General features: G+C 34.6%; 12 protein-coding genes and 1 pseudogene. 5 read left to right on the top strand and 8 right to left on the bottom strand.

The genetic code is table 11. The features are described 5' to 3' along the window. Nucleotides 1–66: 66 nt before the first annotated feature. From ACQY44_RS17095 to pyrR, 4 genes are all read right to left on the bottom strand, one after another. A complete protein-coding gene (locus ACQY44_RS17095; RefSeq protein ID WP_428231510.1) occupies nt 67–399 on the bottom strand; it encodes a ribonuclease Z in 333 nt (110 codons plus the stop codon). Nucleotides 400–545: 146 nt separating this feature from the next. Beyond that, nucleotides 546–1,472, bottom strand: coding sequence for an aspartate carbamoyltransferase catalytic subunit (locus ACQY44_RS17100; RefSeq protein WP_029273654.1), 927 nt, complete (start codon nt 1,470–1,472; stop codon nt 546–548). A gap of 84 nt (nt 1,473–1,556) precedes the next feature. Next, nucleotides 1,557–2,198 (bottom strand): DUF6891 domain-containing protein, encoded by a 642-nt coding sequence (locus ACQY44_RS17105; RefSeq protein ID WP_428231511.1) that lies wholly within the window; start codon nt 2,196–2,198, stop codon nt 1,557–1,559. Nucleotides 2,199–2,333: 135 nt separating this feature from the next. Next, on the bottom strand, nt 2,334–2,873 hold the full coding sequence (pyrR, locus tag ACQY44_RS17110; protein ID WP_173969344.1) for a bifunctional pyr operon transcriptional regulator/uracil phosphoribosyltransferase PyrR: 540 nt from the start codon (nt 2,871–2,873) through the stop codon (nt 2,334–2,336). Between the two features lie 187 nt (nt 2,874–3,060). Between pyrR and ACQY44_RS17115 the strand changes: the two genes are divergently transcribed. From ACQY44_RS17115 to ACQY44_RS17130, 4 genes are all read left to right on the top strand, one after another. Then, complete coding sequence (locus ACQY44_RS17115; RefSeq protein WP_428231512.1) at nt 3,061–4,014, top strand: Fic family protein; 954 nt, start codon at nt 3,061–3,063, stop codon at nt 4,012–4,014. A gap of 39 nt (nt 4,015–4,053) precedes the next feature. Continuing rightward, entirely contained in the window at nt 4,054–4,452 is a 399-nt protein-coding gene (locus tag ACQY44_RS17120; RefSeq protein ID WP_428231513.1) for a VOC family protein, read from the top strand. Between the two features lie 286 nt (nt 4,453–4,738). Continuing rightward, complete coding sequence (locus ACQY44_RS17125) at nt 4,739–4,876, top strand: type II toxin-antitoxin system ParD family antitoxin (RefSeq protein WP_428231514.1); 138 nt, start codon at nt 4,739–4,741, stop codon at nt 4,874–4,876. Nucleotides 4,877–5,010: 134 nt separating this feature from the next. Then, on the top strand, nt 5,011–5,187 hold the full coding sequence (locus ACQY44_RS17130; protein WP_428231515.1) for a hypothetical protein: 177 nt from the start codon (nt 5,011–5,013) through the stop codon (nt 5,185–5,187). A gap of 59 nt (nt 5,188–5,246) precedes the next feature. Here ACQY44_RS17130 and ACQY44_RS17135 read toward each other — a convergent pair whose 3' ends face one another. Then, nucleotides 5,247–6,866, bottom strand: a complete 1,620-nt coding sequence (locus ACQY44_RS17135; protein ID WP_428231516.1) for an ABC-F family ATP-binding cassette domain-containing protein — start codon at nt 6,864–6,866, stop codon at nt 5,247–5,249. A 185-nt stretch (nt 6,867–7,051) separates the two neighbouring features. Beyond that, nucleotides 7,052–7,825, bottom strand: coding sequence for a TlpA family protein disulfide reductase (locus ACQY44_RS17140; RefSeq protein ID WP_428231517.1), 774 nt, complete (start codon nt 7,823–7,825; stop codon nt 7,052–7,054). Nucleotides 7,826–8,266: 441 nt separating this feature from the next. On the opposite strand from ACQY44_RS17140, the gene ACQY44_RS17145 reads away from it, so the two are divergent. Beyond that, complete coding sequence (locus ACQY44_RS17145) at nt 8,267–8,497, top strand: hypothetical protein (RefSeq protein ID WP_428231518.1); 231 nt, start codon at nt 8,267–8,269, stop codon at nt 8,495–8,497. Nucleotides 8,498–8,701: 204 nt separating this feature from the next. Here the strand turns inward: ACQY44_RS17145 and chiA are convergent. Then, nucleotides 8,702–13,436 (bottom strand): annotated as a pseudogene (gene chiA / locus ACQY44_RS17150) (T9SS-translocated chitinase ChiA). Nucleotides 13,437–13,931: 495 nt separating this feature from the next. Next, nucleotides 13,932–14,926 (bottom strand): family 20 glycosylhydrolase (locus ACQY44_RS17155; RefSeq protein ID WP_428231519.1); only part of this gene is annotated, 995 nt, incomplete at its 5' end.

Raw genomic sequence — 14,926 nt, forward strand, 5'->3', positions numbered from 1 at the left:
TCATCGTACAATTGATTAAACAGCGGAACGATTAACCGATTAAACCTTTAAACAAATAAACCAATTTTAAAAACCGAGGTCTCGTTCAATTTCTTCCATTTCGATAATATCGTGTGCTTCTAAAAGCGAAGGAACAACAGTCAATTTATCCGAAATAGCATTAAAGTCAAGATCAGCAACCACAATTACAAATGATTTTTTGGCTTTTTTTTGTTGTTTTGAAAGAGGTAAAAAAAGTTTCAAATCTTTCTCAGACAATCCGGAATCAGCTAATAAATCGATTATAATATTTTGTTTTTCAAAGGTTTTAAATTGCTGCGTTACTTTTTCCAGAAAAGCATTAAAATCTCCCTGTGTATTTTTAATCGTAACGGTATGTCCTTTTTGATCTACTTTCATCTTCTTATTTATAGGCGCTATTGAAAAGCTAAGGTACGAAGTTTTTTTATTTTTTGTTTCAAGTTTCAGGTTTCAAGTTTCAGGCTATCTAACTGATCGTTCCAAAACTTGAAACTTGAAACCTGAAACTTGAAACAAAACTAAATCTATTGAATCTTCGAAGCCAAAAGATAAATCACCGCCATTCTGATCGCAACACCATTTTCTACCTGATTCAAAATCACTGAATGATCTGAGTCGGCAACTTCAGAAGTAATCTCTACTCCTCTGTTGATGGGTCCCGGGTGCATAATGACGATTTCTTTCCCTAAAGAATCTAATAAGGGTTTATCGACTCCGTATTGTTGTGCGTATTCTCGTGTTGATGGAAAGAAGTTCACATCCATACGTTCGTTTTGTACACGAAGCATATTCGCTACGTCACACCATTCTAATGCTTTTCTTAGATTGGGTTCCACCGTAACTCCAAGTGATTCGATATATCTTGGAATCAATGTTTTGGGTCCGCAAACTTTAACCTCAGCCCCTTGCATTTGCAGAGCATATATATTGGATAAAGCTACTCTCGAATGCAGAATATCCCCCACAATAACTACTTTTTTTCCGGCTACATCTCCTAGTTTTTCTCTGATCGAATAACTGTCTAACAAAGCTTGGGTTGGATGTTCGTGTGCTCCGTCTCCTGCGTTTACGATACTTGCTTTGACATTTTTGGATAAAAAATAAGCCGCTCCGGGATTGGAGTGGCGCATTACAACCATGTCTACTTTCATGGAAAGGATATTATTTACAGTATCAATCAGGGTTTCTCCTTTTTTAACCGAAGACTGAGCTGCTGAAAAACTGATAACATCAGCAGATAATCGTTTTTGTGCCAACTCGAACGAAAGTTTTGTTCTGGTACTGTTTTCGAAGAAAATATTGGCAATGGTAATATCTCGTAATGAAGGAACTTTTTTAATGGGTCTGTTAATGACTTCCTTAAAATGATCGGCAGTTTCAAAAATCAGGTTAATATCATTCTCGTTGATGTATTTTATTCCTAATAAATGATTTACGCTTAATTCTTTCATTTTTATTTCTTTAATATTTATTTGTCAAATTCATGAATTTCTGAAACACCCAGTCTTTCAATGCTTCTAAAAAAGAGAAGCTGTTTATTGAACCATTCTGTCTACAACTTCACTGTAATCCTGGAGATCTCTTGCATCTTCGTCAAAAATCTTCTGCCATCTGAAACCCGGAATTTCGATTTTAGTTTTAGCAGAGCCATCCCATTTTATTTTAAAATCGTTGTTTATTAAAACCTCAGCTACTACTTTCCCTACTTCTATTGTCGTTGCATCATCAGTATTATCTACTTTCTGAAAAGCGATAAACAAGCTAGGATTTTCGACTGCAATTGCTCTTGCTAAATCCTGTTCGTGATAAAAACAATAACCATCAGACTCTACTTCGTTTTCCTGAAGTTCTCTTTCCACTTCGACTACTTCATATTCACCGTCGGTTGTGGTGTAACCTGCATTGTGAAGTGCGATGATATTTTCATCTCCCAATTCATCAAACGCTTTTATTAGCCTTTCAGTATCTGTCGGGCTTTTCCATTGTTTACTTTCTGCCAGTAACTTCTGGTATTCTTCTCTTATTTTGTCGAAAGCCCACTCTTCTGAGATTTCGTCTGCAAATTCGTTGTCTTCAATTTCTTCTATAATGTTCTCCTGAATCTCATCAAGAGAAAGAAATCCCATTCTGACCTGATTAAAAATCGATTCATAAATAAACGCTTCATTCTCTGTCATGTCTTTTTGTTTATTCGTTTTAATTGTTTAACCGTTTATTTGTTGACTTGTTAAATCGTTGATTTGTTTAATCGTCTCATTTTTTTACAATTAAACGGTTAAACGATTTACCGATTAAATATTTAAACGATTAAACTAATTCGTTATCAGGTAAACGGCGTCTTCTCCTTCATTCTCTTTCCAGCTCACTTTTACTTTTTCGTCATTAATAGCATCTACCTGACGGCCGCGATAATCGGGCTGAATAGGCAAATTACGGCTAAAACGTCTGTCGATTAACACTAACAATTCGATTTCTGAAGGTCGTCCAAAAGACTGAATTGCGGTCAGGGCAGAACGAATACTTCGTCCGGTAAACAATACATCATCGATAAAAATGACTTTCTTGTTTTCGACTATAAAATTTATTTGTGTTTTATTGGCTTCCAGCGGTTTATCAGTACGACGAAAATCATCTCTAAAAAAAGTGATGTCAAGATATCCCAAAGAAATTTCAGGAACTTTGTATTCGTTTTCTAATATTTGTTTTAAACGTTCAGCTAAAAAAACGCCTCTTGGCTGAATCCCGACTAAAATAGTATCGGAGAAATCAAGGTGTTTTTCGATTAACTGACAAGCCAAACGATGGAGTATGATAGTAACTTCTTTTGAATTAAGTAATACTTTTTGGCTCATAATTAAGTGTAATGTTTGGTTGGGCAAATATACGAAATCAGAATTTATTTGTTGGGGTGTTAGGTGGGGAAATATTTTTTTTGATTTTGGCAGGAAAGAAAAAGCTAAAATTAGATTATTTTTAAAACAATAAAGTAATGTAGGTGAAAATGATTATTTTTGATAGTATCAAATGATAGTATCAAAAATGAAACCTCCCTACGAAATAACGACTGAAGTTCTAACGCTAATTATGGCTATCTCTGAAAAAATTGGAGAAGTGAATGCCAAATACTTAGTGAAGCAAAATCCTACTCTTAGAAAGCAAAACAAAATAAAAACAATTCATTCCTCATTAAGCATAGAAGGAAATACATTATCTGAAGAACAAATAACCGCTATTCTTGAAAACAAAAAAGTAGTTGGCCCTCAAAAAGATATTACTGAAGTTTTAAATGCATTAGAAGTTTATACCAATCTAAACTCTTTAAAATATCAATCCGAAAAAGATTTTTTGAAAGCGCATAAATTGCTGATGAAAAATCTAATCGAAGATCAGGGAGCGTATCGTAAAAAAGGTGTTGGAATTGTGAAAGGTTCAAAAGTAGAACATATTGCTCCTCCTTATCAAAATGTTCCATTTCTAATGAAAGATTTATTTGGTTATTTAAAAGATAAATCTGAAATTACATTAATTAAAAGTTGCGTGTTTCATTACGAAATGGAATTTATCCATCCGTTTATGGACGGCAACGGAAGAATGGGAAGATTATGGCAAACCTTAATTTTAACGAACGAATATCCAATATTTGAATTTCTGCCTTTCGAAACTTTAATCTCAAAAAATCAGGACGAATATTATAAAGTTTTGTCGACTTGCGACAAAGAAGGGAAATCGACAAAATTCATAGTCTACATGTTGCAAATAATTAACTCTTCTCTTTCGGAGTTACTTCAAAATTCTACAAAAAAATTAAACGAAACAGAACGGTTAGAATTATTTACTGAAAACACAAAAGACAAATTTACAAGAAAAGATTACATGAACTACTTTAGCGAATTATCATCTGCAACTGCCAGTAGAGACTTAAAAAAAGGTGTAGAAAAACAAATTATTGAGAAAAGTGGCGATAAAAAAACAACAATATACAGAACAAAGTAATATTGATTTCAAATATTTTTTTTTAAAATATCACTTAAAATGAAAGTAAAAACCACAGCAATCCCAGTTCAAGACCAGGAAAAGGCGTTACAATTTTATACTAAAAAATTGGGTTTTATAAAAAAACACGATGTGCCTTTAGGCGAAAGCAACAGATGGTTAACCGTAGTTTCTAAAGACGAACCAGACGGAGTTGAAATTTTATTAGAACCATCACCCAACCATTTTGAACCTTCTAAAACCTATCAAAAAGCACTTTTTGAAGCCGGAATTCCGTACACGCAATTTAATGTAGATGATCTTCAGGAAGAATATGAAAGATTGATTAATCTTGGTGTTGAATTCACGATGCAACCAACCGAAATGGGAAATGTGAAAATTGCTATTCTCGATGATACCTGTGGGAATAAAATTCAGTTGATTGAGATGTTATCGTAATATTCCATTATCCTATTTATATTAAAATGCCAGTCCCAGTGGGACGTCATATTTATAGCAATTTATTCATTGTTTTATAAAACCCCATTGGGTATGCACAACGATAGCGCGGAAATTCTTTCCGTGCCCGCAAAGTGAATACTTCACAGGTACAGATTATTCGAAATTAAAAAATATCGCTCCTCCGGAGCTAAAACTACATAAACAATTAATTAACTATAAATATTATGCTCCCCTGGAGCTTTCTATACAAAAGATGATTAATTTATTATTATAAAAAAAGAAAATGTCCAGACAAAAAACAATCAAAAAGGAAGAGCTTAATAATGAATTAAAAAAGGGCGAAAAGTCTGGATTTCTGAAAGATTTTAACCGTGATTCATTCTTAAATAATCTTCACAAAAAGTATTTAAAGAATAAATAACTTTTTATTGTGTGTCAAAATCATAGAACTTTTGAACCAAATTATGTAAAACGTTTTTTTGATAATTGAAGTAATTTTAATCTACGATAATTAGAATAGTAAATTCTTTTTAAAACAACTAAAACAGCAAAATCATGCAAAAGAACATTACACGTATGTTAATGGTATTCGTAATACTATTTTCATTTACAAGTTGCGAGGCTATTGGAGACATTTTTAAAGCCGGAATGGGATTCGGGATCTTTATCGTCATCTTCATAATTGCGATAATCATCTTTATATTCGCTAAGATTTTTGGTGGTAATAAATAAACATAAAAAAATCCCGATCACTAAAATGGTCGGGATTTCTTTTTATATAAAGCTATGTTTTATTTAGCGTACATTTTTGTTCTTAATTCCTGAACTTTTTCGTCGTCTAAATATTCATCAAATGTCATGTAACGATCGATTGCTCCGTTTGGTGTAAGCTCTACTACTCTATTACCAACAGTTTGTGCAAACTCGTGGTCATGTGTGGTGAAAATTACAGATCCTTTGAAGTTTTTCAATGAGTTGTTGAAAGCAGTGATCGACTCCAAATCTAAGTGATTCGTTGGTTCGTCAAGCATAAGGATATTGGCTCTTTCCATCATCATTCTGGAAAGCATACAACGTACTTTTTCTCCTCCTGATAATACACGGCTTGTTTTTAAAGCTTCTTCTCCGGAGAAAATCATTTTCCCTAAGAATCCTCTAATAAATACTTCGTCGCGCTCTTCTTCTGTTTTTGCGTATTGACGTAACCAGTCTACCAAAGTCAAATCGTTTTCGAAGAAAGAATGGTTTTCAGCCGGTAAATAGGCCTGATTGGTTGTGATTCCCCAATCAAAAGTTCCTGCGTCTGCCTTTTGCTGGTTGTTCAAAATTTCGTAGAATGCTGTTGTAGCACGGGAATCTTTTGAAAACAACACGATTTTATCGCCTTTTGCCATATTCAGGTCTACTCCTTTAAACAAAAGTTCACCATCTACAGAAGCTTCTAAATTTTCTACATTCAAAATCTGATCTCCGGCTTCACGATCCTGATCAAAAATAATGGCAGGATAACGACGGCTTGAAGGTTTGATATCTGAAATATTCAATTTAGAAATCATTTTTTTACGGGATGTTGCCTGTTTTGATTTGGCAACGTTGGCACTAAAACGACGAATAAATTCTTCTAATTCCTGTTTCTTTTCTTCGGCTTTTTTGTTTTGCTGTGCACGTTGTTTTGCCGCTAATTGGCTAGACTCGTACCAGAACGTATAGTTTCCTGAATAGTGATTGATTTTTCCAAAATCGATATCAGAAATATGTGTACAAACTGAATCTAAAAAGTGACGGTCGTGAGATACTACGATTACTGTATTTTCGTAATTGGCTAAGAAATTTTCTAACCAGGAGATAGTTTCAAAATCCAAATCGTTGGTAGGCTCATCCATAATAAGCAAATCAGGATTTCCAAAAAGTGCCTGTGCCAAAAGCACACGTACTTTAATTTTTCCCTCAAGATCTCCCATTAAAGTATAGTGGTGCTCTTCGTTGATTCCTAAGTTAGACAACATCGATGCGGCATCAGAATCTGCGTTCCAACCGTTCATTTCTTCGAACTGAACCTGAAGTTCCCCAATTCTGTCTGCGTTTTTGTCGTTGTAGTCTAAATAAAGTTCATCCATTTCTTTTTTAACAGCATACAAAACTTTATTTCCCATCAAAACAGTTTCCAAAACCGTATGCTCATCGAACATGTTGTGATTCTGGTTTAAAACCGACATACGTTTTCCCGGTTCTAAATGAATGTGACCGGAAGTTGGATCGATATCGCCCGAAATGATTTTTAGAAAAGTTGATTTTCCAGCACCATTGGCTCCAATAACTCCATAAATATTTCCGTGTGTGAATGTGGTATTTACTTCGTCAAACAAAATTCGTTTTCCAAATTGAACTGATAAATTATTGACTGTTAACATGAATGTCTTTTTAATTAATTTGGTGCAAAAGTACGGAAAAAGGTTCAGAATTGCAAAGGTGCAAAGGGGTTAAGTTTCATGCTATTGTAAGATGTAAAAAGTGAGAAGTAAAATATCTCATTCCCTACAAACACAATAACATCTGACTTCTGACTTTTTACATCTAACTTTTTATATCTAACTTTTTACAATTTACTTTCTTTCGCCAGCACCACTTCCAAGCTTTCGAAGTTAGGCAATACTTTTGCGATTAAACCCTCTTTATTGAGAATGAAATGTGTTGGAAATGAGTTGAGTTGTAAGGCTTCATTCATATATACTTTCATGTTTGGAATGACCTCGTATTTTAAAGGTCTTTTTGCTAAAAATGCTTTTAATTGTTCAGGTGAATCTTCAGCGAGACTTATAAACAGAATGTCTTTGCGGTCATTGTATTCGTCTACTAGTTTGTTTACCTGAGGAAATTCTTTGATGCATGGCGTGCAATGAATGTACCAGCATTTGATGACAATTATTTTTCCTTTCATGGTTTCGTTGGTAACCAGATTTCCGTTTAAATCTTTAAATGAAAACGGAGGAAAAGCAGTCCCTTCCATTTTATAATTTTTAAGAGCATCAAAACCTATTTGATTGATCGTTGCCTTTATACTTGTATCTGAATTGGGCTGAATTTGGAATAACTTATAATAGTATTTTGAATCTTCTGACTTTAATCGAACTGGGATATAGTTTCCGTTTGCTAATTGGTCTAGAAAAGATTCTTTTGAAATTTCTTTTGAGTTTGAATCAAATGCTATAAAATCTCTGGAAAGCATGATATTTTTGCTTTGATAAACTGACCAATCTGGATATGTTTTTTGAATTTGAATGGGATCAACTTCAGGATTTCCGAATTTATTTTGGGCGAAGGAAAAGGTAAAAAATAAAAAGGTGAGTATAATGGTGATTGATTTCTTCATGAAGTTTTTATGCAATTATTCTAAATTCAAAATTACTTAAAATAGTTTGGAATTTGGGTGTAATTGTGAAGAAATGGCACGCGGATGACACGGATTCGCTTTCGCGAAAACGCGGATTTACACGGATTTTTTATTACTACGCTCATTTTTGTCTTTGCGAGGAACGAAGCAATCTCATTTGCTAAATCAATTGTTAGTGTGGTTGCTTCGTTTCTCGCAATGACTTAGATTGTTTAACAAAATGTTTCACAACACCGAATTTCCTAGCCCCGATAGAAGTGGAAATCCTTTTATTTTTTTCCTTTAAAAAAATAAAAGATTGAAACGGATAGCGGGATTAGCTCCTAATAAATTACTTAATATCAAGATATACATCATTTTGACACAAATTTGTGTCGTACTTAAAATAGCTATTCTTTAAATTTGTTAAAAAAAAAGATAATGATTACAGAAAACCTTTCAAATGAAGTTGAGACCAGATTAAAACATTTTTTCACTGATAATATTGATTCTAAAGAAATGGCAAAAATGATACGAGAAGTAAATAATGCGCTTTCATTATCCGTTATGAGAGGATCTGAAACTATCGAATCTGAAATAAGAAATATCGATGACAATTTTTACTGGCTTAATAAACTTGCAGAAGTTTTAGATCCTTATTTAGAAGCTTAAATCATTAATGGGGATTCTTTTAAGCATAAAAAAAACCTGACAACATAATTGTCAGGTTTATAATGCTCTCCTTCAGGTGAAAACCAAATAACAAATCACCTAAATTCGAAGCATTTATTCGAAATAAAAATTAGATTAAAAAATAAATAACCAAACTCAATTTTAACCGTTCCAATTTTTTTATTTCTAGATTTTTAATTCATTTTAGTTTAAAAAGTTCATTACTTTAAATGATTTTTTGTTTCCTGATTTATCTGTTACTACAACCAAAAACAGTTGTTTACTTGAGAAACTTTGATCATGAAGCAATACTTCTTTATTGTTTTGGATATTTCTGTGACTCACTAAATTTTGTCCCAATAAGTTGAATACATCAACCTGAGCGATATTTTCGTTGTCATTTGAAACTGATAATGCATCGTTTTTAAAATACGCTATCGTTGCACTATTTTTTGAAGAAATATCATCAACCGCTAGCATTTTTGCTGTTGACTGCGAAGCAAAATAAGCAGCATACGCTTTAGACAATTCAGATGAATTACCACAAGAAGAGGCATCCCAGTTTACAGACCAGGTCATTAAACCTCTTAAAGAAGGATATGGTCCGCCTGGCTGCATCGTGTATGTTCTTCCTGTAAAAGTGGTTCCGGTTCTTAAATAATTCATAGCACTAATTCCTTCTGCAGGCGTTAAATAACCGCTACCTGCTGCACTTGGACAAGCTGGTAATGCAATAAGAACTTTTGAGGCTGGTAAACCATCAAAACGCATTCCGGTTGTAGCAATGTTATAGCCCTTTATCACCATATCAGTTAGGGCTGTTACCATGTTTGCTTTTTTAGCTGAACCATAATACTGACCATCTAATCCGTTTTCTCCTCCTGTGTTATACAATTGTACCGCTAACAAATCTAATTCATTACGCAAGTTTTGAATGATTGGCAGGAAGGAACCAAAAGTATCTGTATAGGTAGAATAACCTCCTTGTACGTATTGTGTTTCCGGAGCTGCAGTTAATAAAAACCCAGGGCCGTAGTACGCTTTTAATTCTTTGAAAGCATCTACTACGTTTTTTAATCTTGGATAAGCAGAAATACCCGCATACGAAATATCTCTTAAGCCTCCTGCATTAAAATTCATCGATCCGCCTTCAAAATCAATATCAACCCCATCAAACTGATACTCGTCAATAATTGCTTTTAGACCATTAACAAAAGTATTTTTTTGAGCTACATTGTCTAAAACAACATGACCATTTTGACCTCCAATAGAGACAATAACAGGAACGCCGCTATCTCTTAAGGATTTTATATCGTTTTTCAACAATTGCTTATTGAAAACTCCATTGGTCAAATATCTCGTGTCATTTGTAGTTAATACTGGTGTATAACCATCACGATTAACGGTTTCTACGAAAGAATAATCGACTACGTTAAACTTGCTTCCCACCATTTGAGAAAAATATAAAAATGGAGCTCCAGCATTTTCCCAGGAATGTGCGTATCCTAAAATAATTTTAGATGGAAGCGGGATAAATCTATTCGTGCTCACCGGAGCAATTTTAATGGTATTGTTTAATGTAGTTATACCAGATTGATTATCGGTTGCTTTGATTACAACTGGATAATCCTGATAAGCAGATGGTGTAAAATTATACGTATAAGTATTATTTGTACCTGCTGTCATGTTAAATGTACCTCCATTTATTGTAATAGTAACACCTGAAACTGATCCGTTACTATCAACGGCTGTAACTGAAATTGGTACCACCTGGAAAGTACTTTGGTTTACGGTAGTATTCGATGGTGAATTCCAAGTAATTACCGGCAATGAATTAGGGCAGTTTGCACCTGAACAAGTTAATGTAAAACTATATGTTTTTGCATCTGTTGTTCCGTTTGATGCAGTAGCCGTAACGGTTAATGTATGAGGAAGCGAAAACTGATTTGCTGCTGGTGTCCAAACCGCTGTATAAGTTCCCGAAGAATTGGTGGCACTCAAGGTTTGTCCATCTAAACTAAATACAACAGATGAGATTGTAGTGGCATCTGCAGCACTTAATCCAACACTTGCCACAAAATTAATTGCTGATCCTAAATTTATAGCAATCGCCGAAGCTGTTGGCGCTGTAATGGTAACTACTGGCTTAGTCGCAACCACCGCTTGTCTATTAAAATCATAAACCGTTGGCGTTGTTGGAACTGCAAAGTTGGCTAAGTTATTTGGATAATAAGTCACATCACCATTTTCCCAACCATTTAATTTCAAACTTAAAACCTGTGTATATCCTGCTACAACTGAATTATCAAAACTATAATTTCCTGATGCATCTGTTGTGGCAATAACACTTTTCCAGTTGTGGGTATTATCAGTCCAGGGCACCACCAATTCTACTTTTGCGCCAGCAACCGGAGTTGTTCCGTTTTTTACTGAACCACTAATTAAGTTGGTACTTGCCAATGCTGCTTTTGCAGTAGAACCTGTGCTAAAGTTATAAATTGTTGGGTTTGCCGGAACTGCAAAGTTTGCGAGATTATTGGGTAAATAAACTACTTCTCCGTTTTCCCAACTATTTAATTTAAGACTTGTAACGGTTGTATATCCTGCTACAACGGCATTATCAAAACTGTATTTTCCTTGTGCATCTGTTGTGGCAATAACACTTTTCCAAGGATGCGTATTATCTGTCCATGGTAAAACTATTTCTACTTTTGCACCAGAAACAAAATTGGCTCCGTTTTTAACGGTTCCGCTAATTTTATTTGTACTTCCGGAAGCATCCTGTGTGAAGCTTAATGTTTTATTAGCATTCAAATTAGAATAAACTGTTGAAGCTGGTGTAAACGTTTGTCCTGTTAAAGCTGCAATTATTGTGTAATTTCCTCCAGAAGGCAGGCTTAGTGAGTAAGCTCCACTTGCATTTGTGACAGCTACATAACTTCCTCCGGTAAAAGAAGCAGTGACGTTTACGCCAGAAACCGGAGTTGTATTGTTTAAAACACTTCCGCTTACGGTATAATTAACAACTGGTGCGCCCTGACTAAAATTCAACGTTTTATTGGCATCAATTGCATTATAAACAGTGGAAGCCGGAGTATAGGAGAATCCTGATTTTGCAGCTGTAACTGTAAAATTAAGTCCTGCCGTTAAACCTGCAACGCTATAAACTCCGCTTGCATTCGAAACCGCTGTTAAAACTGTTGTTCCTGCTGTAGCCGAAACTGTTACGCCGGAAACTGGGGTTGTTCCGTTTAAAACTGTTCCGCTAACGGTATAAGTAGGCTGTGTTCCGTTAATAACTACTGCAGTTTGGTTAACCGTAACATTGATTAAAGTTACCGGAGTAAAAGTATAAGAAGCCTTTAAAGCTGTAAGCGTATAATTTTGTCCTGAAGTTAAATTATTGAATGCAAAATTACCTGTTGCAGAAACTACCGTTTGCAATACTACATTGCCTGCATTACGCAATTCTACGGTAACATCCGAAACTAAAGCGGTTCCGTTTTTTACTGAACCTGCAATACTTACGGTTCCCGGAACAATGCTTCCAAACGATGTATCAACCTGAGTCAATAATGAATTTGGAACTGAACCTCTGGTGTCCTGAGACAATTCCCAAACCATACCTCCGGCAAGATTTCTCGATTTAATATATTGTACTTTTAAATCCATTGATTGCTTATCTTCATAAGAGATAAACTGTTTTAAAGTAGCATTGTATAAATAAGGAACTTTTGTTGTGTTATCAAAATACCTTACCCATCCTGCAGCTGCTGCAGTTGGTGTAACTAACATTGTATTTGGATCTAAATAAGCATGTGAGTTCGTTACCGGATTTCCGACTAAATCGCAAATTTCGATGCTTCCTGATTTTTCACAAGCTGCGGGACCGTCCCAGGTTCCTGTTGGATTTTGCGGATTTGTACATCCTGCCACAACATCTCTTGGAGCTGAAACGAATAATCCATTTGTTGAATTTGTCGCTACGTGATCAAATTTCTTTCCGTAGAAAGGTAAGCCCATGATTAATTTATTCGCAGGAAAACCAACAACATTCAGGTATTGATTCGTCAATTCGTCTAATGATTCTGATTGTGCTGCGCCATATAACGGATCATTTGGGTTTCCGCTTGCATATAAAGGAGCATTATAGCATGTTTTATCATACCAGTTTCCACCAAAATCATATCCAAAATACGTGATGTAATCACAATAAGTCGAAATGTCTTCTGTCATTCCGTATTGTGTTCTGTTGTTTGGCCCAAGATATTGTTTCGATACATTTCGAACATTATTTCCAGCCGCAATAGTGATTAATTTATTTGGCATTGCCTGACGCATCGCTTTTAATAAATACACTAAATTTTTATTGTCATCCGGGCTGTACTTTTGAGGAGGAATTGGAGCTCCATTAATCACTTCGGTACCATCTGTTCCTCCGGAAAGAGGATATTCCCAGTCAATGTCAAATCCATCTATAAATGGATATTTGGTAATAAAGTTTGCCATGTCTGTAGCCAAGGCAGCTCTTGCAACAGGACTTGCTGCCAATTGGAGAAAGATCCTGACCTTTGGTCCATCCTCCAACAGAAATTAAAATTTTTAAATGCGGATACTTTTGCTTGAGCTTCATCAAGTCGTAAAAGTTTCCTTTAACAGGAGCATCCCAGGGAATTCCGCCTTCCATATGCTCAAAATCAGCATACGAATCCAAACATAATAATTTGGTATTCTCCGGATGGGCAGGATCAAAAGTGGTCCCATAAAAAGAATAATTCAAATGCGTCAATTTACTTCCGTCTATCTTGGGGATATTAAAATCCCGGGCATAAATAGACCATTGCGCATAATACCCCACTACCTTTTTACCGTGAGCTGGTTGGGCTAACGCGAGTAAGGGAAACAATAACAAAAAAAGCAATCTGTAATAATGTTTCATAATTAAATTAATATTGGTTAATAGAAAAAAATAAATATTCCAATTACAATAAATTGTGCACCAAAATGCGGCACATAAAAAACAATAATTGGGATTCAATTCATTGCAAATAGAAAACATCGCAACGCACTGGAAATTAATTCATATTACTTCTAAAAATAAATACTACTATTACCGATCGTCCATAATCATTAGTGAATAGTACTGATTGATATTTATTTAATTGTTTAAAAAATTAGGTTAACTACAACTGATAAATTTGGGATTCATCAATTTAAATACTTTGTTTTGTCATGTTTTGTTTCTCTTCTTTTTATTTGGTTTTAAAATGTTATTAATTCTAAGTTGGTTATTTTTTTTTAAAGTTTTTTTGGGTTAATTTTTTTAATTGAATACGAAGTTTACCATAATTACCTCTACCAGAACTTTTCTGGCAGAGATAATAAATTACTAATAATCATGGTAACATACTAAATACTAACTCAAACCAAACTTTTAAATTAATTTTTTAAGACTTGCGTACACTGATAACTCAACATCTGCATGGTCTTTTGTATTGCATAACTCTATTAAACTCTTTAGATCATCTGCTTTTAATGTTGACTTATTATCTAAAACAAGTAATAATTCCTGCGATGCATCATTTAATTTTTTAGACAAAGGTAAAAGTGGCTGAACTAATGGTGCATTGGCACTCAACTCTACTAATCCTTTATTAACAGCGATCCACTTGTTGAAAAATGCAGTTACTTTTGCTTTATTTTCCGGTGTTTTATTGGCTAAATATTGGTTTACGGCTTCATCAAAAGCTAAAGAATCTTTGGCATCCGGTGTACAAGCATCTGCAAAAAGGGTAAACGGAGAGTACATTTGATATTCTGTTCCGCCTTTATTACGTGTATATCCTTTTAGCGGTTCACAAACATTTGAAAATTCGTTTAATGATTTTATGTTTTGATTGTTTGCAATATTTCTTAAAATAACCGCTCTGTTTCGAATGTGTGTTAACCCAAGTTCTTCTAATCTAAAGGAGACTACTTCAAGACGCTTACGCATATTCGCTACATCAGTAATATCCTCTGCAGACCAAAGTCGCTCTGCAATTGCAGCTGTTCTTGGCCAAAGTCTTGAATCTATGGTTAATGGAGTAGCAAGTTCTGTCCACATAGTAGCTTCACCACCTAATATTTTTGCTTTTTCTTCAGTCGATAAATTTGCTCCTTTTGGCATAGGATCATTTAGATAATGACTTGCAATTGGATACATCAAATCGATATAATATCCGTTTGACAAAACTGTTTTATATCCTTTTTTTACAGCGTCTACCAATGACTGACCTGCAACAACTCCTTCATTTGGACCTCTCCACGAATGAATAATAGCATCTTTTGACATGTTTTTGGTCAAAATTTCTTCCCATCCCATTAATTGTTTACCGTGTTTTTTCAACATGGGAATCAATTGCATGGTAAAATAGGTCTGTAACTCAT

Source organism: Flavobacterium sp. (genome assembly GCF_965277525.1).
GTDB lineage: Bacteria > Bacteroidota > Bacteroidia > Flavobacteriales > Flavobacteriaceae > Flavobacterium.

Bases quoted from the DNA above. Each gene is read 5' to 3' on its own strand.
- ACQY44_RS17095 (WP_428231510.1), bottom strand. From the start codon at position 399: ATGAAAGTAGATCAAAAAGGACATACCGTTACGATTAAAAATACACAG.
- ACQY44_RS17100 (WP_029273654.1), bottom strand. From the start codon at position 1,472: ATGAAAGAATTAAGCGTAAATCATTTATTAGGAATAAAATACATCAAC.
- ACQY44_RS17105 (WP_428231511.1), bottom strand. From the start codon at position 2,198: ATGACAGAGAATGAAGCGTTTATTTATGAATCGATTTTTAATCAGGTC.
- pyrR (WP_173969344.1), bottom strand. From the start codon at position 2,873: ATGAGCCAAAAAGTATTACTTAATTCAAAAGAAGTTACTATCATACTC.
- ACQY44_RS17115 (WP_428231512.1), top strand. From the start codon at position 3,061: ATGAAACCTCCCTACGAAATAACGACTGAAGTTCTAACGCTAATTATG.
- ACQY44_RS17120 (WP_428231513.1), top strand. From the start codon at position 4,054: ATGAAAGTAAAAACCACAGCAATCCCAGTTCAAGACCAGGAAAAGGCG.
- ACQY44_RS17125 (WP_428231514.1), top strand. From the start codon at position 4,739: ATGTCCAGACAAAAAACAATCAAAAAGGAAGAGCTTAATAATGAATTA.
- ACQY44_RS17130 (WP_428231515.1), top strand. From the start codon at position 5,011: ATGCAAAAGAACATTACACGTATGTTAATGGTATTCGTAATACTATTT.
- ACQY44_RS17135 (WP_428231516.1), bottom strand. From the start codon at position 6,866: ATGTTAACAGTCAATAATTTATCAGTTCAATTTGGAAAACGAATTTTG.
- ACQY44_RS17140 (WP_428231517.1), bottom strand. From the start codon at position 7,825: ATGAAGAAATCAATCACCATTATACTCACCTTTTTATTTTTTACCTTT.
- ACQY44_RS17145 (WP_428231518.1), top strand. From the start codon at position 8,267: ATGATTACAGAAAACCTTTCAAATGAAGTTGAGACCAGATTAAAACAT.